Below are 23,197 nucleotides of genomic sequence, written 5' to 3' on the forward strand. Positions count from 1 at the left end.
TTTTTAGATAACATCATTGGGGCTATAATTTTGTTATCTGTATAGTGTGAAATGTCCAACAAATTCTCTTGGATCTTTCGGATCATTTAATTTAAGAACATACCAGTAATCTCCTGTTGGCAATTCCTGTCCATGATATCTTCCGTCCCATTTTCCACCTACACGGTATTTCGCAACTACTCTACCATATCTGTCATAAATATCAAACGTTAGCTCTTTGTATGCTAATGCTCCACAGTCTGGACCAATTGTTGTACCTGTACTACCGTTTGGTGTGAAGTAGTTTGGCATACAGAAGTCATAGAATGTACCTGGAATGATTCTTTCAAATCTACAATCATTTTTATCTTTTACGACAACTTTATACTCACCCGTTTTATAGATTCTATAACTGTTAGATGATGTAAATGGTTCGTCGTTGAAACTATACTCATAAGGAGCAACTCCACCAACACCCTGAACAACAATTGTATTGATGTCTTTGCTTTGGTTTGTTAAGTCTAACATCGTAAGTTCCTGAACAGCTTCAATATCAACTGTATTAGATTCTTTTACACAACCTTCAAGTGAAGCTTCTACGCTATAAGTACCAGTTGGAAGGTTTTTAAATATTGGGTTACCAGTTTGTACCGGTCCTACAGCAGCTCCATTTGACTTTAATGTGTAAACAATCTTATCTTTTCTTGTTTGATCAATGCTTGGATCTACTTCAACCTTAATATAATTAATAGGTTGGTTGTTTTCACAATCATAACCTGCCTCTGCAATTGGCTTCAATTTAACTGGTTCTGGCAATGTAAATCTAGTGTCTTGATCACATAAGTTAGCATCTTTTACACTGACAACATATTCAACACCTCCTACTAGACCTGTAAAACTGAATGTATTTGGATCTACATCTGGAGCTCTGAAATCAACTGTTACTCCATTTCCAGTTATACTAGCTGTATAAGGTCCTTTACCACCTTCAACTTCAACAAATGCAACTCCATTTTTATCATCATAACAATATTCTGGAATTCTTTGATCAACAAGTTCTGTAACAACTAATGGAATAGCATCGTCAATTGTAACAGGGTAATCTTCACTACAAATACCTTTTTGAACTCTTACTGTATAATTTCCAGGCTTCAAGTTTTCAAAATATGGTCTATCAAAGAATTGCATAAGATTTGGTGTAATTGCATAAGAGTAATTACCTTCAATAGCTCCACCTGTAGCAACAAGACTAATTGTTCCGTTGTTGTATCCTGCACACGTTACATTTGTATGCGTAACCTCAGCTGATAAATCAAGAGGCGGTTCTGTAATGTCAATTATTTCAGAAAGTTTATCACAATCTACACTATTAACATTCACACGATATTTACCAATTGGAAGCTGCGTAAACGTTCCAGGTGTTACTTGTGTTGGCGCTGGTGTTATTGGTGTATTTGTAACAGCATTAATTAAAGTGTAAACATAATTGCCTAAACCTCCTTTAGCTTCAACATAAATACTTCCTGTCGCACCACCTCTACAAGGTACATTTGTATGTTCGAATACATCAAACACCAATTCTGGAACCGGTAATAATGGAATCTCAACATACTCTGCTGGACAACCATTTGCATCTTTCACGTAATATCTGTACTTAACTGGCGCAGTAGTTTTTGGAACGTTAAAGTCTTGCGGAGTCGTGAAACTCGTTGAGAAGTTAATTCCATCTGTACTATAGTAATATGGTGCAGTTCCTCCTTCAGCACTTAAAGTAATTACTGGCGTAGTATCACAAGTCTCTCTTGATTTTAGTGATAATGTTGCCTTAACTTTTCTTGGCTGTGCAATTGTAACAGTGTTTGAAGTACCGATACAAGTCCAATCATCAGAAACTGTAACATAATATGTTCCTGCAGCTAGTCCATCAAATACTTTACCTTGTTGAGCTGCTCTTGTCATTTCTGTACCATCTGTTAAAGTACCATGCAATGTGTATGTATAATTACGAGAACCTCCAGTAATAGTGTTTACAGTTACAACCGCATTATTATCACCATAACATGATAATGACGTTCTGTCTGCACTAATTGCTACAGTTATTGGTGTTGGAATTGACAATTGAACTGGTTCAGAATCCTCACATCCATTTGCATCCATTACGTAAACTGTATATAATCCAGCAGGCAAATCTGTAAATTTATTCTCAGCAGAATATGGTTTAGTAACTGGTCCATCAAGTCTGTATTGGTAATTTCCAATCCATCCTCCTGTTGCAGTTGCTACAATTTCTCCATCTGAATTACTAGCACAACTAATTGGTTTATGTTGTACAGCAATTTCTAATGCCGCTGTTGGACCTTCAATAGTGAAGTTAGTCGTAACAGGGCAATATGGAACTCCTTGCAATGTTGCTACAAATGTATACTTACCAGCAGCAAGACTAGAAAGGTCAACTTTTGTTGCTCCATTTGAGTTTCCGCTTACGCTTGATCCAGATTCGTGTGTCAATACATATGTAAACGGACCTGATTCATCTGTTGGTGTTGGAATATCATCAATTAATGTTAATGTTATACTACCATTCGTATCTGTGAAACATGTTACGTTTTTGATATTTGATGCTATTAAACGGAACGTGTTTGGTTCGTTAACAACATATGGTTTTTGTACACTACATCCTGTTACTGTATTCGTAACTTTAATTAAATAAGTACCCGGTTTTAATCCTGCGAATAATCCAGTCGGGCTATTTGTAACAGGATAAACTGTATTATTTGTACCTTCAATTGTGTATGTCAATGTTGGTAATGTTCCTCTTGTTGGAATAGCTGTTACCTGAACTGACTCATCATCTCTACAGTTGATTTTTGTTGTAGCAAGATCTAAACGAGCAATATCTACATACATATTAATCGTAACTGAAGAATATCCACCTGAACATCCTTTACTGTCATATACATAGACATCATATCTTCCACCTAAGTAATCAGATTCAGTGTAAACATTTCTTTCATCGTCTTGAACTGTTGTACCATTTCTTACGAATTTATATCTAATGTAGTCATTAGAACCTCCTCTTACAGAACCAGCAGGTACAGTAATTGTAGCGCTAATAGCTGTGTTACCAACATTACAAAGGTATTGTGTAACTAATGGCTCGTCTACCACAATCGGAGCTGGCTCACCAACTTTTGGATAAGCGTATCCAGGACATCCTTTACCAGAGATTACAGTTACTTCATAATCACCAGCTGGTAAATCATAGAAGTATGGCGAATCTTGAAGAGGTCTAAGTTCTGGACCAGCAGTAAGACTGTATCTGTAAACTGGGTTATTATTTGACGGATCAAGTTTAACCTCGATACGACCATCTTTATAATTATTACAAGTTACATCAAATCCTTTTGCAGTGATTCCGGTAACTGGAGTTGGCGTTTCGATTTTTACATCTACAAATTTCTCACAGTTTGTAGCAACATCTCTTACGAAAAATTTATAAGAACCAGGTGCTAAACCTGTAAATACATTGCTTACGCTTGGTGCAGACCAATTATCTTTAGCATATACATAACTTGCTGGTGTTTTACCTCCACCTGCAGTTAATGTAACCTCACCATTAGCTGTCATACAAGTTGGATCTTTTGTAACATCTGCTTTTAATGTAAGTGGCGCAGGGATGTTAAATGCAGTTGCAGTCGGAACTACACATTGATTAGCATCTCTTACATATATATTATAATCACCTGCATTTTTTACAATATAGAAAGGATCTTTTTTATATTCTTTGCCATCTAAACTATATTCCAAAGGTCCAACACCTGTAGCAGTAATATCAATTCTGTAGCCATTAACATCATAACATGGACTAACCACACTTACATTTGTAATAACTGGCATTGGGTCTTTTGAAATGTTTACTGGTACAAATGCTTTACAGCCTTTCGCATCCATTACATATACATTCCAAGTATCATATGCCGGAGCAATTGCTGTAGTTGGAATTGTAAATATTTTTTCGTCTTTGAATGAACCATCAGCTGGAACACCTGCTGTTGGCAATACCACAACATATTTGTATCCTTTTGTACCTCCAACGATTTGTGTTTCATCGATTGTAATAACCGCACCTGCTGTATTACAATTTTGATTTTTCTTACCTGGATTGAAATTGATCAAATCTAATACTGGTGGTTGAGTAATTTCGAATGTATTCGAAGTTACAGAACAGAATGGATAATCATCTTCTTTAATAACCACAGTATAAGCACTTCCAGCACCAACTGTAACCGGAATCACGAATGGATTATCTGTTCTACTATCAACAGGTCCTAAAACACCTGTTACAGCTACTCCAGCATTCCAAACTTGATACTTGTAAGTTCCTTTGTAATCAATCACATCTATTGTGATTTCACCATTTGTTCCACCATTACAAGATACTTCTGAAGAAACTGTTGCAATAACTTTTGCAGTATTGTACAACGGTACTTGATAAGCATTTGTCGTAATAGAACAGAATGTAGTTTTATCAATTATCTTAAATTGATAGAAGTGACCTGCTGTTGGAGCTACATAATCGAAACTAGTGCTTCCTGCTCCAACTGGAGTCGCTGCTTGTAAAAGCTGGCCATCTTGGTACACTTCATAATCAAAATTAGCTGGAGATGCACCACCTGTAATCTCTACATGAATAGTTTCATGTCCGTTGTTATCACAAGAAGCTTTCTCACCTAAACTTGCTACAGCCGCAGTTAATTTAGGGAATGCAGCAATTGGGATCTGCACATCATCAATACATCCATTTGAGTCTTTAGCATAGAATGTTAATGTCTGTGCTACATCGTTATTTACTGTGAATTTGTTATCTGTTTTCCAGTTTGTTCCATTTTCACTGTATACATAGTCTGTTACCGCACCACTTCCTGCACCACCTGTTGCTGTAACAGTTACTACAGTAGAATTTGTAGTATTGGTACCAGAACATGTAAATGCTGATGGTGTAGCTGTAGCCACCACTGCTGGAGGCACCACAATATCGATAGGTTTACTATTTGAACATTGTTTTCCTGAAATTACTCTAACTGTATAAGATCCTGCAATTAAACCTGTAAATAAAGGTGTGCTTTGAGAAATCAAGACACCACCTGCAGGAATTGTACGCTGTATAGTGTATGTATAATCACGGTCATTATTACCTGGGTCTAATGTTACCAATATAGAACCATTAGCAACGTTTCCTTGCGGACTCAAACAACTTGGCGAAGTCGGAGTTGCTGTAAATGTTACTTGAGTCGGTGCTACCATGTTAACCGTATTAGTTGTAACAGGGCAATCGTGAGCATCATATACGTTGAATACATATAAACCATCTGCTGAGCTTGAAACAGTGTAGTCTGAGTATGTTGCATTTGTAAAGGCAATTGGTGCAGACGTTACACTATTGTAAGTAACAGTATATCTGTAAGGAGCATAACCACCCACAGCTTTAATTCTGATTGTTCCATCAGCAGCAAGAGCTCCCGCACAGTAGATTGGTTTCTCCTCGTTTGCTGATGCATACAATTGACCTTTAATTTCTGTATTGACAACAGCTGATTTACATCCAAATTTATCCATAACCAGAACAGTATAATTACCTGGACTTAAATTAGAGAATGTATCCGAATCTTGCCATGTCTGACCGTTATTGATACTGTATTTAAAAGGAGTTACAACAAACGTAGATGTTGAAGCCGCAGTAACAACAAGTGTCGTTGTGTTTCCTCCGTTTACATAACAATAATCTGATGTTGCAGCAATCGTCGCTGTTGGGTCAACTGGAGCAATTAATGTAAATGAATCATCAATTCTACAATTGTTAGCATCTACAACATGAACATTATAAGCTCCTAACTGAATTAAGTTTCCAAAAACTCCAGTTTTGTTAGACAAAGTAGTTCCGTCAGGTTGTTCTACGGTATAAGTGTAGTCTCCCCATCCATTGCTTGCTGTCATGGTTACACCTCCAAAAGTTGTACATCCTTTAGGTGTCACATTTAACGGTGCTAAAGCTAATGCTGCTGTTGGTTCCGCAATTGTAAATGTTATTGGCATAGAACAATTTGTTGCGTCATCATATACAGTAATCGTATGACTTCCAGCAGTCAATCCTGTTAAATCGATAGTTGATGAAGTTAAACCACCAACTACTGGCGATGGAGCATCTAATACATAATGATATGTACCAACACCTGTTCCGAAACCAGATACAAAGAACGAAGCTTTACCATTTGGCGTACCTAAACATGTAACTGGAGTTTTAGACTGCTCTAAAATATTAATTTTGATAACATTATTAATTCTGTATGGTTTTTGAACCGCACAACCATTTGCATCTGTTACCTGGAATACATAATCAACATCTGGTAAAAGACCTGTGAAAACATTGTTACCTAAATTATCAACCGCTGCAGAAGCAGGAGAAATAATTTGGTAAGTTAATGCACCAACACCATTTTGAACTGCAGAAATAGTAACTGAAGTATTTAATGTTGTACAAGTAATTACCGGACCTGGAGTGAATGTAAAGTTTGTTGGAGGGTTTAATTTTAATATATCAACCGATCCAGGAACCACACATCCATTAGCATCACGAATAACATATAGAATATGCTGATCTACACCTTTATCTTCTACTGTGTACGTCGTCTCTTTCGTAAAATCACTTCCATTGAAGCTATAGAAATAAGGCGCTGTACCAGAACCTGGAGTTGCAGCTAATATTACAGTAGCTGATACTGCTGCATTTCCTGTAGTACATTTTAATCCTTGAATTGTTGCTCCGTTATCGGCTAAAGGAGTTGGTTCAGTTAAAGTACCATTTCCAGCAACCTCACATCCTAAATTGTCTTGTACAATAAATGTGTAAGGCCCAGCTGCAACTGAATATACAGTTTGATCTGTAAATCCAGAACCATTAAATGAATATTTATATGGTGCTTTACCTCCAATTGCAGATAATTCTACAGTTCCTTTATCACCACTACAAAGCGGTTTAATTGGATTAGAAGAAGGCACAATTGGAACAATTGCTTCTACTTTTACCACATTTGTTTCAACAGGACAAGCATTAGCATCTGTTACTTTAAATACATATGTATCTGCAGCAGCAGCAGGCACTGAATAAACAAATGTTGTTTTACCTCCTACTACAGTTGTTGTTGGATTGATCGCAGTATACGTTCCTGATCCTTTTTTAACTTCATAAGTAGCATACGGTGTTGTTCCGTTCGAAACTGTAACCGTAATTTCAGCATTTGCTACAGCATTTCCTGAAACAGAACAATCTAATACCTTCGTAACTAAAGCACTTGCTATTGGAGTTGCATTAATAACTGTAGAGGTTGCTGGCGATTCACAACCATTTGCATCTCTTACAACAACACTTACTGGTCCTGAATTTAAGTTTTTAACAGTATATGTTAAACCTGTAACTTCAGTAAAATTACCATTATTTACACTAATATAATGTGGTGCAATACCTGGCGTGTCTATGGTAACATTTACTTCGAATGCTCCTTCTTTAGCACAATAATTAGCTACATTAAGGCTTATCGCAGGACTAGGATCTAACGGCAACAAGAATACAGGAGTACCTTGAATACATCCGTAAGCATCTTTTACCCAAGCATAATAATTATTTGAATCTCTATTAAATACTGGAACAGTTGTCCAAGCAGTATCTAATGCATTTGGCGTAGTAGCTGTTGTCGTTACCATATATTGGTATGGTGCCGTTCCTTCACTACCGCTTACTCTAATTATACCAGCACCTGTTTTACAGTTGTCATTTTTTATAATTTGATAATCCGCAACTAATAACTTAGCTGATTGTCTAATAGAGAACATTGCTGTTGATTTACTACATCCAGCATTTGTTGCTCCAGTATCTTCTTTTACTAAAACAAAATAATCACCGTGAACCATTGCTCCAAAACCACTAATTGTTAATGAACCATTAGCAGGAACTGTACCTGAACCATTAATTGGTAATGGCGCTAAAGATAATGCGTCATAAACTTGGTATGTAATTGGTGTAGGTGTACCATAAGTACTGCTAACTACAAAACTAACTTTACCATCTCCGCTTCCTGTACAAGTAACGTTTTGTGCAGTTGGTGCTCCAACACTAAGTGTTGAATTTGATGGAATAGGCATGTCTGCTATCTCATAATAATAACATCCTGACGCTTTATCATAAACAATGAAAGTATATCTTACTCCAGGAATTAAATTAGGAATAACTGTTTGTAAAGGCGTAGTTTCTGGATACCAAGTTCCAGTAGTTGGATACACAGGTTTAACCCCTGTGTAATAACTAAAGTAAAATGGTCCACTTCCTACAGGAATTGACGAAGCACTTCCTACCGCTACAATTGCAGAACCTAAAGCAGTACAATCTGCCGGAGGTGGTGCAGTCACTGTAATATCAAGATCCTCCGGTGGAGATGTAATAGTAACCTCCTCTATATAAGGACAATCATTTGCGTCTATAATTCTTATTTCATAAATACCAAAATCAACTATTTCAAATACTTGCGCTGTTCCAGGAACATTTGAGAATGATTTAGCATAGTTTTTTCCTGTTACATAATAGTCATAAGGACCTGTTCCACCACTAACTGTATTAATCGAAATTGATCCTAAAGATACTCCATTTGTACTGTTACAAGTAATACCTACTAATGTTCTATCAACAACAATTGCAGATGGCTGTACTAAAGTAATCGTTTCTGGATCGCTTATACATCCTTTTGTATCTTTAACTTCATAAGTATAATCTGTACCTGGTGCTACAGCAGCAGATAAATCAGTGAAGACAGGCGAATCTTGCCAAGCACCACCATTAACACGATATTGGTAACCAGGAACACCTCCGTGCCCAGTAACTGTAATTGTTCCCTCAGAAGCATTATAACATTTTGGATTTGTACTTGTAGCTGTTGCTGTAGGTTTTTGAGGTGTAGTAACATCAAAAGAAACAGCTGATACAGCAGAACATCCATCAGATGTAACATTGAAATAATAAGTTCCAATTGTCGATGTATTAAATACATTTCCTGGCAATGTTGTAAATGGTCCTGCATTACTAGTACTATATCCATAAACATAAGTACCGTTTCCTCCAGCTGCACTTAAAGTAACTTGTGCATCTACTGTTGTAAATGGAGGGACAACTGAACAGGTAACATCTTTATTTGGTATTACTGTAAGTTTCAGCTGGTCATTTACAATTAAAGTTGTTGTTTTCTCACAATTGTTATCGTCTTTAATACTTAAAATATAAGTACCTGGTCCTGTAATAGTTTTTGTTGGATTTGTACTATACACTCCATCAATACCATATAAAGCAGTACCACCATAAACAGTTCCTGTAATAGTAACGCTTGCAGTACCTGTGAAACAAGTTGTTGGCGCAGGATCTATTGTTGGTTCATTGTCTCTAACAACGCTTATTGTTGATTGAATAGGACAACCTTTACTATCTTGTACATAAACATTGTAGTTTAAACCAAGGGTAGTCGTATTCTTTGTAAAAATTCCTGTTGTATTATAATCTGCAGGGAAAATCGGTGCAGCTTCAGTTGCTCCAACTACAGCATAGTATAATGTTCCAGTTCCACCAGAAGCAGTAATTTTTATTGTTGTAATTGACTGATCACAGAAAACTTTACTAGCTACCGCATTATCAATAGTTATAATAGCTGGGTTATCTAATGTCACTACTTGAGTTGCAGTACATTTTGTAGCCGAATTTGTAACTACAAAAGTATAAGTCTGAGGTGTTAATCCTGTGTAAGTAATAACGTCTCCAACTTTTGTTCCTCCAGTAACTGCACCTGTAACACTTCCTGTTAGGGTTTGAGTATATCCTCCTGTTACATTTCCAGAAACTGTAAATTCAATTTCTCCATCGTTTCCGTTAACACAAGAAACATTCTTTAAAATGCGGTTTGATGCCACTATTTTAACAACTTCTTTTATTTCATAACTACCTGTTACAATACAATCGTTAGCATCTGTAACTTTAAAGTTGTAAGTACCTGGTGCTAGACCTGTAAAAGTGTGTGTATTTGAATTTACATTTGTTGCTACAGGAGTTGCTGGTGCAACAGCTGCAGTTGTACTAGTAATTTCATATTTTAATGGTAATACACCATTTGTAACCGTCACCAATAAATCAGTAGTCAATTTAGCAGGGTCACAAGTAATTGCTGGTGCTGAAAAAGCTAGTGCACTTGGCGGGTTTAATGTATTAACTGTTGCAGAAGCTGTAGTAGTACATCCGTTCGCATCTTCTACTATAATGTCTACTACACCAGAAGTGCTTGTTGTATACGTATTAGAATATACAAAAGTAGTCGATCCATTATAGTAATATTTATATTTATTAGCTCCAGCAAATGGTGTTCCGTTCTGAGCAGTAACTGTAATTGTAGACGTTTGCGCTGCATTATTAGGTCCACATTTTAAATTTGTCGCAGAAGCAGAAGCAGATAGAGCAATTGTAGGCTCTTTTATCGTTACTGGTTTAGATAACTCACATTTTTTATCATCTCTAATAGTAACTTGGTAAGTTCCTTGACCTAATCCAGTAAATACATTTGTAGGTTGGAAAGGACCACCATCAATACTATACTCGTAAGTTCCGTTAGCAGGGATACCATTTACGGTAATAGTTCCTGTTTTATCACCATGACATTTAACGTTTTCAACCTCAAAAGAAAAATCAACTGGAGCTAAAGCAATAATATTTTGCGTTACTGTAGTTCTACAATTTTTGCTATCTAAGATTTCAAATTCATAAGTTGCAGCATTTGATCCAGTAGTCGTTTTATGCGTAAATACAGTCTGACCTGCACCTACAGGAATGTAAGCTCCTGAGAAACCGCTTCCGTTTGTGCTAACTCTATATTTGTAATCTGGATAACCGTTTTTAACCGTTACTCTTATAACAGCATTTGGATTAGTAGCATCACAATCCAAATCTTTATCTAATCCTATAGACGCTTCAACTGGTGAAGCAACTACTTGACTTGTTAAATCGATAGAACATCCTGTTGATGTATCGGTAACTTTTACAACATAAGTATCAGGAATTAATCCTGTGAAAGTACCATTATTTTGAGTCGCACCTCCATTAATACTATATACATAATTTGGTGCAGTATTAGGAGTAACTCTAATTGTTGCTCCAGCTCCTCCAGCGCATAAATCTGTTGCAGAATCTATACTAGCTGTTGGCGGAACTTTATCGTTAATCGTAAAACTTCCGCTTACTGAACATTTATTTAAATCAGTAACAGTATAAGTATAATTACCTTTATCTAAGTTAGTAAACAAACTTGTAGTTTGTGTAATTACTGATGCAGTTGGAGTAGTTAATACATAAGTATACGTTCCCCATCCGCCAACTACATTAATTGTAGCTGTTCCATTATCCTTACAAGTAACATGCGTTAAAAATTCTGGATTTTTAGTTAATGTCGTTGCTGGCGCATCTATATTAACTGTTTGCGTCGCAGGACAAGATGTAGCTGTATTTGTAATCGTGAATAAATGACTACCTGCACCTAATCCCGAAACTGTAATATCAAATGATTCTCCTGTAGCTGGAGATGTTCCTGTAGAAGCAGCACGAGAATCAACCACATAGCTATAAGCTACATTATTTCCTAATCCAGAAACTGTAAATACGGCACTTCCATCAGTAGCACCTGAACATGAAATATTGTTTTGAGAAGCTACACTCACTGAAATAACAGGCAATGCTTTTATTTCATATACTTTTTCATAAACACATTTATTAGCATCTCTAACTTCAAAAGTATACGTTACACCAGCATCTAATCCAGCAAATGAATTGCTTGATTGGAATGTAGTTGTTGCATAAGCAGCTGGTGCTTTTATTCTATATTCTAAACCTGCTGTTGGTACTGCTACTCCAGCAGCATTTACAACATTAGTAATTGTTACTGTTGCCTTATTTGAAGGACATGTTACAGCTGAATTATTAATTGTCATTCCTGCAGGAGGATTTGGCGCAACGATTTGACCCGGAACTGCTATCGTCTTAGTACAGTTTTTACTATCTGTAACCGTAACTGAATAACTTCCTGGAGTTGTCAAATTCTCAAAAAGACCTGTAGTATTAGTTCCAACTACAGTATTTGTAGTTGTATTTTTTAATACAAAAGTGTAACCTCCGTTACCGCCCATAGCAGATGCAGTAATTGTTGCTGCTGTCTGACAAGTATATGCTGTTGTGATCGACGCAGAAGGAACTAAATCATCTGGTTGGAAAACCTTAAATGTGTACGATTGCTCACAACCTAAATTGTCTTTTACAATATAGCTATATGTAATTCCTGCAACTGAACCTGCTAATGGACCATAGTGAGTAGCTGCACTAAAAGCACCTGTTCCATTAAACTGATATGTAAATGGAGCTACACCTGTTAATGGTGTAATATCTACATAACCGTTTGCAGCATTGTAACATGTAACATTTTCAACTTTCTCTTTGGCAGTTACAGGTTCTGCTGGTTTAATTTCTTTTTCTTCAACAGCTGTACAACCGTTTTTATCTGTAATTGTGAAAACATACGTTCCTGGAACATCTGTATAAGTAAATGTAGGACCAGCAATATCTCCGCTAGTAAATAAAACAGCATTAGTTGTTTTATTTTTTACTACATACTTAAATGGTGAAGTTCCTCCTTCAATTGTAACTTCAATAGTAGCTTTTCCTGTTGTACAAGTTAATGCGCCACTAATAGATGAACGTGCTGATAATTGCTCACCAATTGTTTGGCTTACCGCTAAAGCATCACAACTATTAGCGTCTCTAATTAAGAAGCTATAATTGCCTGGGGCAGTTGCTACATAATCAAACGAAGTTGTATTAAATGTTGCACTTGGAGATCCATAAGTAGTTCCTCCATCTGTACTTACTCTATAAGTGAAAGGGCCAACGCCTCCAATGATATTAACTGTAATTTTTGCTCCAGTATTGTTATCGAAACATAAACCAGTGTTTTGAACCACCTCTGCTTTTGGTAAAGATGGTGGATTAATCACCAGCTCTGTATCCATAGCATCGGTACATGTCTTAGAATCTACTCCAGAAACAATGTAAGTACCCGCAGGAACTCCATATAAAATCCCATCACTAGGGAAAGTTCTAGTGTATGATGAATTTTTATCTTTTAACGTTAACGTATACGCAGGTGTACCGCCAACTGCAGTAGCTGTAACTGTTGCGCCGTCACAAGTCGCTGCCGAAGCAATTGCATTTACAACAAAAGGATCTTTTGTTGGGATTTTTGTTGGAATAGTAAAGTTACAAGACGAAGCATTATTTGCATAACGAACGCGAACATCGTAATCCCCCGCAGCTTTTCCTGAAATTACAACAGGAGAAGATTTATAATTTATCCATGTCGGAGATGGAGCACCACCGTTTAAAGTATAATAGAATCCATTTGTTGTGTCAAAGTTATCTACGTAGATGCTAAATCCACCATCAACTCCACCACTACAAGAAACTCCATTAATATCTTTAACTTCTGCCTTAAATCCTTTACCATCCTCTACTTTTAAATCTAATGTTTCAGCAGATAAACATGATTTTGGCAACTGACGCACCCAGATATCATCAATAACTAAGTCATTACCATTAAATACTTCACTTCCAGAACGAACAACAAAAGTTAAATTTTTATTGTCACCTGGATTTAGTTTTATACTAATCGGTACCCATTTTTTTCTGTCTGGGTGATTAAAGCCAGGAGCAATTTCTCCTGTATCATCTCTTGCTACAACTTTTCCAGTTCCGTCAACCAATTCAATTCTAATAATTGGCGCAGCACTGTTGTAGCTTGGCATTAATAAGTTACCTACATAAAAATCTACAATTACATCCTGATTAGGAATAACGTCTACAATTGGTTTGCTATATAAAATACCATATTTACCAGCAGCATTACCAACGTTAACTAATAAATATCTACCATTAGGGTCACCTACATTATCCAAATTATTTGGGTTTGTAGTATGATCTTTATAGTGGAACCAAGCTCCAGAATTATTACTATTTGGGTCGTCGTCTCTCCAGAAGAAACTTGCTACAGAGTAAGCATTATCTTCTACAGATCTACTTGGCTTACCATCAGGATATTTACATAAATACGGTGGATTTACTCTTTGATCATTAAAACAATAAGCGGATGCAATACCCGGTGTTGTAGTTGGAGGTCCGCTTCCAAAATCTTCTTTTAATAAATTACTAAAAGTAGGTACTTGTACTAAAGTATATTCTACTTTAATTTTATAATCCCCTGCAGGTACATCTTTAAAAATGTTGGCAGGAGTATTTGTATTTAGTGTATAAATAAAACTACCTGGATTTGCCGGGTCTGGCTTACCAATATAGTATGAATACGTATAGCTTGCACTTGTAGAAACGTTAGCAGTTACCGTTACTGTTCCTTGTCCGTTACAGTTGTAAACAGCATCTGAAACATCAAAAGTAGGTTTTGCTGGTTTTGGATCTAAAACAATTCCTTTAACTTCAAAAATACAGTCTGCTGCATCTTTAATTAATAAAGTATATGGCGTAGCACTTGGATCAACATAAGCCTGATTACTTGTTTGCCAAGTTTTTCCACCATCAAAACTATATCTATAAGGATTTGGAGCAGGGAATTGAACACCTCCTTGAGCGTTAGTAATTCTTACTAAACCTTGGTCCTCATGTCCAGCTGGTCCACAGCCAGATAATTCGGCAACACCTCCAGAAGCTGTTAGCGTATCTGTAGGTCCTGTAATTGTTATATCTTGCTCTGCATCAAAACATTCTGCACCATTATAAGTATATTTTACAATAACTTTATAAACACCTGGATCTAAGTTTGTTGTTGGAAGAGTAGTAAAAGCACCACCATTTACATTGTATGAAACTGCAAAACCAGAATCTGGTGGAGTAACAGTAAGAGAAATTTCACCCTCTTTACTATTATAACATCTTACATTCTTATGATCAACCGTTACTGTTGGTTTTATTGGCGCTTCAAATGTAATGGTTGGAATTGTGAAACTACAACCAGCATCATCAGTTACAATAATATTGTATTTACCATCTGCTGGCAAAGTTGCTCTAGTCACTGGTATAACAGGATTTGTTCCAGCATCTACACCATTAACAGAATAGTAATATCTAGGTGGAGTTCCAGCAATAGGAGTTCCTCCTGTCACACTAATTCTTATTTCTCCATCTTCACAAGCAAGTGGTTTTGTACTAACGCTAACTTTTAACTCCTTATCTAAGATTTCAACATCTTCAATTAACTTGAAACAATTATCTTTAAGTCCATAAATTTCTACATCGTATAAACCTGGAGTAAGATTATCAAAATCAAAATAATTTGGGAAAGTTCTATTTCCTGAATCTCTAACAACTGTATTTGTATTTGCTACTTTTAAAATAAATCTGTAATCTCCACTAATTCCATTTGCAAATGCACGAATTGCTCCGCTTGTTCCTGGACATAGCGGGTCTGTTTTTGTTATTGTTCCAGAAAATACTTCTTTTAAAATGGTAACCTTAACAAAAAATGGACAAGTACTCGTTTGTCCGTTTGCTGGAGCTTGTCTAATATCTACTCTATGTTCACCTTCTGTAACATTATTGAAAACATTTGAAGCTTGAAATGATCCATTATCCAAACTATAAGTGTATCCAGTATTAATTGGCGGATTTGTTACTGTAATGCTACCAACACTACTACAAGTAATATCTGTTTTAGAAGCTTTAGGATCTAATGGGTTTTGGAAAACACTAAAGTAAAAAGTGTTCACACAGTTATTACCATAGGTAACTACAATTCTAAAAGCTCCCGCTCTATTAACTGTATATGTTGGCCCATTAGCTATAGTTGTCCAATTTGGTGCTTCATCAAAAGGACAGCTTGAAGGAAATCCTGATGGTGGAACATCTGTAGTTTCTTGCCAAACGATACTAGTTGCAGACGAAATCTTAGTGTCTATAAATCTTGTGTCATTTAAACCACACAAAAAGATTTTAGGAAACTCAATATTATCTCGAGTACAAGTTTCTGGTCTGCCTGTAGCTGCAACAATATTGTTAGCATACTCGCTTACAGGATTAACATTGGCACCTGCTATATGATCTTTAACTACAAATGTCTGCAAGATACCTTTACAATCTGGAGTATCTCCCGTTTGTACAGTATAAGTTCCTTCTTTTGTAACCGTAATAGATCTAGTATTTCCTGCAGGTTTTCCATCAGGCCCTGTCCATGCATAACTTCCATATCCTAATGCAGCTGTCAGTACAGCGCTACCGCACAATGATACATCTCTGCTAAAACGACACTGATCAACACCTACTAAGAAGTTTGTAGAAGTTGGATCTCCAACAATACAACCTGTATTGAAAGAGTAACTTCCGTCTCCATACGGCTTACCATTATTCGTAGGATTTATGTCTCCAAAATATCTTGATACTGCAGTATTCTTAATTAAGTTAGAACATGCATCCATTAACTCGTTACAGTCATTAATAACTCTAACTCTAAATTTGAATGCATAAGTTCCTCCAGAAGCTACAACCAAAGCATTATCTACTTTAAAAACAAGAGTTCTTGTCGCAGCATCATACGTTGGTTCTGATACACCATCTGGAAGCGGTCTAAAAATATCCGTTGTAGGATTAAAAATAACATTGTTTGGAAGAACGTCTGTAATGGTAAAGTCTTTAGCATTATCATTACCTTGATTTGTAAAACCAATTTCATATCTAATTTCCTGACCTAAGTTAACAGTCTGACCAGATAAATCATATTCGACATCTGTATTGTTTTCTCTACGAACACCTTTTACAACTTTTGTCAATACAATTTTAGGCTCAATTACGTCTACAGCAAATGTTGTAACAAAAGCTCCATAACCGTCACTAGTTGTACTCAATCTTAATGTTGCGCCTGTTTCTCCGTTAGGGATAACCGCATTTTTAACTCCATTAACATCATTCTGAAGAGTAAGATGGTCAATATCAAATCCCATATTATTTACACTCTTTGGCATTCTTGCCAAATTGTTTATCCCCCCATTACTGATTGAAGCATTAAAAAAGTTATTCTCTAAATTTATATCATCCTTAAGTACAGTAAACGCAGTTTTTGAGTTCGCCTTAATTGAGAAATTATCCCCTTCTAATCTATTGTCACCTTCCAAAGCAGCAACACCAATTTTTGCTTTTACAGGGAAACCAACAGGTAAAGTTTGAAAACCATTGATGGTATAATCAACTATTTTATCTTTATCATTTCCTGGGTCAACTCCTACATAACCATCAAAAACAGAAATAAACTTACTTGGTAAACTTGGACTTTCGTAAATGACAACCAAAGTCCAACCTCCTGCACCCCCACCATTTCTTTTACCTCTTGCCGCTCTAACGTTGGCAACATAGTAGTCACCATTAGCGTTTGGTAAAGCTTGTAAGATATTTGTTACATCTTTAAAACATACATAAGGAGAATCTTTAAAAGAATCTTCTACTCTATTTCCGTATTTTTTATAACCGTTAAAAATTAGTTCTTTAGTATCTGTCTTACTTGCTGTAATTGTTTGATACTGTCCGTTTGGTACTTTAAATTTTATAGTATTCCAATCTTCTTCTCTTAAAGAACCCTCGTATTTAGCACCTGTATTTGTACTTCTTTCATAAGGATAAATAGCTGACCAATACAAACCTGCAAAAACAATATTTTTACAAGAATTGTCTATGGTTAATTTCGCCATAGTTGAGTTGAAAGTACTGTTATCGTTATCAATATCTATATACTCAACATAATAATCATTATTATTTCCAGGATCGTTAAAATCTTTATTAGCCTCCTTTGTTAAATCAGCTAAATTGGTTACATCTCCAGTATATTTAACACCATTTACAGGGCTTGAAGGGCTAAAATTAGCCGGATTTTCAACATAATTATTTGGCGGTTTATTACCAGAATAAGCACGATTATTTACTTTATTAATAACCGTATTACCAATTAAGATAATGTCTCCTTTTACCTTAACATTACCTCCTGTAAGCCTAGCCGAAAATTTAGTTCCTTCTTGTGCATTAATAAATCCAAAACAAAGAAATAAGAAAAATCCAAAAATTGCTTTTCGGTTTCCGTTTACTTTCGCAAATATTGGCTGCAGCACTTGCTTCCTGTCAAATGATTCCACCAATTTTTCAAACTGTTTTTGTATATCAAAAACAACATTTTTGATAGAACTAAAAACACTTTTAACTGATTTAAAAATAGTAGGTTTTTTCATAATCATCTTTTTGTTTACCCTGTAAATTATTCTCTAAGGGGCATTAGAGAACACAACAATTAGTACTCTAAAATATTTATACTTTTTGTTCTTCCCGCGCTTCAGGAAGAACGATTTCTCAATTTACTTAATATTAATTCTCCACTTTTACGACTGCCATTCTACCGTTATATGGCTTGTTTCCTTTTGCTTCCAAAGCTTTTGTAGCTTCTTGTAAACCGTCGTATTTTTCATAATAGATATAATATTTACTTGTTGTCACATTATAAAAGAAATTAATATCTGAACGCCCTGCAGCAACTGCTTTTGTTAAAAACTCATCTCGTTTTTCTACACTGCTATGAACTGCAACAATCAAATAATATCCACTATCAGAATTTTTAATATTCTTTATAATCTGCATATTTGACTGCTCTTCACCAAAATCAAAATCATTTGCTTTTAATGGTGAACTGCTCAATTTTGTTGTTTCTTTAATCCTCTTAAGTGAAGCAACATCCTGCGCATATCTTCCTTCATCATTTTCATAAGCCGCACGTTTAATTCTACGTTTACGTTCAATTTCAGTCTCCGTCTTGATACGCTCTAAATCGGCAATCAAAGCAGCACCTTCTCTTTCCATTTTTAATTGCGCCGCTTTCAATTCATTTATCTTTTCAAGATAAGCCTTATTCAAAGCATCATCTTTAGGGAACTTTTTAAGTCTTTCGTTATAAAGATTAGTCAGTTTCGCAATCTCATTTTTCATGCTGTTATTTGCATCAGCAATCTGAACTTTCAATGACTCAATCTGGCTATTTTCTGCCGCTACACTCTTGAATGGTTTTGGCTCTCTATAAATACCCTTTTCACTTAAATCATTCTCCTCTTTCAAATCGCTTAAGTCTTTCTGTTTATTCGCAACAGTCGCTTTGAACTGATTTAATAAATCCGTTTGGATGTTACTTGTACCTTCAACAGATTTAGTCAAGTTTTCGATTGCTTTTCCAGTATCATCTTTCGCTTTTGCTGCTAGTGCCGCTGCCGCTGCATCTGCTTTTGCCTGTTCTGCTGCTAATCTCGCTTGACGCTCTTCTTCTTCTCTTAAGCGTCTTGTTTCTTCTTCAGCTTTCATCTTCTCTGTAGCTTCAGCATCAGCTTTTGCTTTTGCTTCTGCTAGAAGTCTTGCTTGTTCAGCTACCATATCCGCTTTTGCTTTTGCATCGGCTGCTAGTTTAGCTTGAAGTGCTTCTGCATCGGCTTTTGCTTTAGCGTCTGCGGCCAATTTCGCCTGACGAGCTTCTTCTTCCACTCTAGCCTTTTCTTCGGCAGCCTGTTTAACTTTTAATGCCTCTGCGTCTGCTTTCGCTTTTGCATCTGCTGCTAGTTTAGCTTGAAGTGCTTCTGCATCTGCCTTTGCTTTCGCATCTGCTGCCAATTTCGCCTGACGAGCCTCTTCTTCTACTCTAGCCTTTTCTTCGGCAGCCTGTTTAACTTTTAATGCCTCTGCGTCTGCTTTCGCTTTTGCATCTGCTGCAAGTTTTGCTTGAAGTGCTTCTGCATCTGCCTTTGCCTTAGCATCAGCTGCCAATTTCGCCTGACGAGCATCTTCCTCTTCTTGTAATTTTTTCGCTTCCGCTTCTGCTTTCGCTTTTGCAGTAGCTTCTGCATCGGCTTTAACTTTTGCATCAGCTAACAGTTTTGCTTGTAGAGCTTCCATATCGGCTTTTGCTTTCGCATCAGCTGCTAGTTTAGCTTGAAGCGCTTCTGCGTCTGCTTTAGCCTTAGCATCTGCTGCCAATTTAGCTTGACGTGCCTCTTCTTCTACTCTAGCTTTTTCTTCTGCAACCTGTTTAGCTTTTAATGCCTCTGCGTCTGCTTTTGCTTTTGCATCGGCTGCTAGTTTAGCTTGAAGTGCTTCTGCGTCTGCTTTAGCTTTAGCGTCTGCAGCTAATTTAGCCTGACGTGCCTCTTCTTCTACTCTAGCTTTTTCTTCGGCCGCTTGTTTAGCTTTTAATGCCTCTGCATCAGCTTTTGCTTTTGCATCAGCTGCTAGTTTAGCTTGAAGTGCTTCTGCGTCTGCTTTAGCCTTAGCCTCTGCAGCTAATTTAGCCTGACGCGTCTCTTCTTCTACTCTAGCTTTTTCTTCAGCAGCTTGTTTAGCTTTTAATGCTTCTGCATCCGCCTTAGCTTTTGCATCAGCTGCTAATTTTGCTTGACGAGCATCTTCCTCTTCTTGTAATTTTCTCGCTTCTGCTTCTGCTTTAGCTTTCGCAGTAGCTTCTGCATCAGCTTTTACTCTGGCATCTGCAATTAGTTTAGCTTGTAAAGCTTCCATATCAGCTTTTGCTTTTGCATCAGCAGCTAGTCTTGCTTTTTCTGCTTCTGCATCGGCTTTAGCCTTAGTTTCTGCAGCTAATCTCACTTTTTCTGCTTCAGCATCAGCTTTTGCTTTTGCATCGGCTTCTAATTTTGCTTTTGCGGCGGCTTCTGCATCAGCTTTTGCTTTTGCATCCGCTACTAGTTTAGCTTGAAGTGCTTCTGCATCGGCTTTCGCTTTTGCTTCGGCAGCTAGTTGTGCTTGTCTAGCTTCTTCTGCTTGTTTTATTTTCAATGCTTCTGCATCAGCTTTTGCTTTTAATTCTGTAGCAATAATTGCTTTTCTTGCTTCTTCGTCAGCTTTTACTTTTGCTTCAGCAGCTAATTTTTCTTTAAGTGCCGCTTCTGCTGCTGCTTTTGCTTTTGCATCTGCCGCCAATTTGGCTTTGTTTGCAGCATCTATAGAAGATTTTGTTTTAGATTCTGCTGCAGCTTTTGCTTTTGCTTCAGCAGCTAATCTTGCTTGCAATGCATCTGAATCTGCTTTTGCTTTTGCATCTGCAGCTAATATTGACTGCATATCTGCGGCCTCCGCTTTTGCTTTAGCATCTGCTTTACGTTTTGCTTCAGCAGCATCTGCTTTTGCTTTAGTATCAGCAATTAATTTTAATCTCGCAGCTTCTGCATCAGCTTTTACTTTTTCCGCAGCGGCCAATCTTGCTTGTCTTGCTGCTTCAGCGTCTGCTTTTACTTTTTCAGCAGCAGCTAATCTCATTTTTGCTGCAGCTTCTGAATTTGCTCTTGCTCTTTCTATAGCAAGTTGCGCAGCTGTTTTTTGTTGTGTTGGTGCTGCTGCATTTGCCGCAGCCGCTTTTGCTTTTGCCGCTTCTGCATCTGCTTTGGCTTTATCTGCTGAGGCAACTTTTGCTTGTAAAGCTTCTGCATCGGCTTTAGCTTTAGCATCAGCAGCTAATTTTATTTTTAAAGCTTCTGCATCCGCCTGTGCTTTATCTGCTGCTAACTGTTCTGGCGTTTTTTGTGCAACTTCTCCAGATTTATTTGCTGCTGCTTTCGCTCTTGCTGCAGCTGCAGCATCAACTTTTGCTTTATTATCAGCAGCCAGTTTTATCCTGCGCTCTTCAGCATCTGCTCTAGCCTTATCTGCAGCCAGTTGTGCTTGTGTTTTTTGTGTTTCAGCTACCGCTTTGTTCGCTGCTGCAACTTGTGCTCTTGCTGCAGCTGCGGCATCCGCTTTTGCTTTTGCCTCTGCAGCTAATCTTATTTTAACAGCCTCTGCATCTGCCTTAGCTTTATTATCTGCTTCTAGTTTTGCTTTTGCAGCGGCTTCTGCATCTGCTTTTGCTTTATTATCTGCTTCTAATTTGGCTTTCGCTTTAGCCTCGGCATCTGCCTTAACTTTTTCGGCAGCGGCTAATCTTGCTTGTTTTGCCTCTGCATCGGCTTTGGCTTTTGCTTCTGCGGCCAATCTATTCTTTTCTGCAATCTCTGCTCTGTTAACCTGAGTTGCTTCAGATTGTGGTTTAGCTGGTACTGGTTTTGATTTTGATGGATCAATAAGAGATCCTTCATCATCATCTCCGTAATAGTAATTTCTATTTTTAAATTTATAAGCAATCGCAAATTCGTGTGATCCTCCTAAATTTGAGAAATTACCCATTCCCCTTTCGTAATTGTATTCAATAGCAATACTCGGAGAAATATTTACTCCAAGACCTGCAGAAACTCCATATAATGTATTATATCCAGCTTGCGCCCAAACTCCTTGCTGAAGTGCAAGCATAGCAAGTCCAGAAATAACTGTTTTATCTTTTTTGATTTCTGTTCTAACAATTCCAGAAAATTTACTTCTGTCAAAAAAACCATAACTGTCAATATATCCCGTATACATAGCATGTAACTGAATGGCTCTTTCGGGATCTTCTTTTACCATTCCAGACCCGAAATTATAAAGCACTAAATTGTTAATTGCTAATCCGAAATCTAAAAATTCTGTACCATAATTGATCCCAGGATTTACAGTCAGTAATGTACTTTTTGGAAAATCTCCAGTCAAAATTGTAGAATCGTCTGATATGATTTTCCCTGTATTGATACCGCTCTGATAAATTCCAACATTTAAACCAAATGTCAAATTACTCGTTTCTTCTAAAGCAATATTGTGAGCGAAATTGGCAACTCCTCCAAAAACGGTCATCAATCCGTAATTCTGTTGAAATAAACCAACAGCAAATGCTTCATTCTCTCTAAATCGTCCAGAATAATTAGCTAAATAAGTCTGCGGAGCATTTTCAAATTGCACCCATTGTCTTTTATTATAGAAACTTACGTATGGATTTGATTCTCTAACAAAACTAAATGTTGGGTTAATTAAATATCTATTAAACTTTAAAGAATTTCTAATGGGTAATGAAAACGAAACAACTCCATCCTCAGAAGCATCTTGAGAATAGAGTACATTTGACAAACCATAAAATAACGTGATGAATAGTAAAAGTTTCTTCAT

2 protein-coding genes are annotated in these 23,197 nt (G+C 36.8%); both read right to left on the reverse strand.

Going from position 1 to position 23,197, the window contains the following annotated elements:
* Window positions 1–33 precede the first annotated feature (33 nt).
* Entirely contained in the window at window positions 34–18,375 is an 18,342-nt protein-coding gene (locus PQ463_RS17795; protein WP_274254826.1) for a T9SS type B sorting domain-containing protein, read from the reverse strand.
* Between the two features lie 133 nt (window positions 18,376–18,508).
* On the reverse strand, window positions 18,509–23,197 hold the full coding sequence (locus tag PQ463_RS17800) for a PorP/SprF family type IX secretion system membrane protein (protein WP_274254827.1): 4,689 nt from the start codon (window positions 23,195–23,197) through the stop codon (window positions 18,509–18,511).

The organism is Flavobacterium sp. KACC 22763 (assembly GCF_028736155.1).
In the GTDB taxonomy this organism is placed as follows: Bacteria; Bacteroidota; Bacteroidia; order Flavobacteriales; family Flavobacteriaceae; genus Flavobacterium.

Excerpts from the sequence above, each read along its gene's own strand:
- PQ463_RS17800 (WP_274254827.1), bottom strand. The coding sequence starts at position 23,197 with ATGAAGAAACTTTTACTATTCATCACGTTATTTTATGGTTTGTCAAAT.
- PQ463_RS17795 (WP_274254826.1), bottom strand. The coding sequence starts at position 18,375 with ATGAAAAAACCTACTATTTTTAAATCAGTTAAAAGTGTTTTTAGTTCT.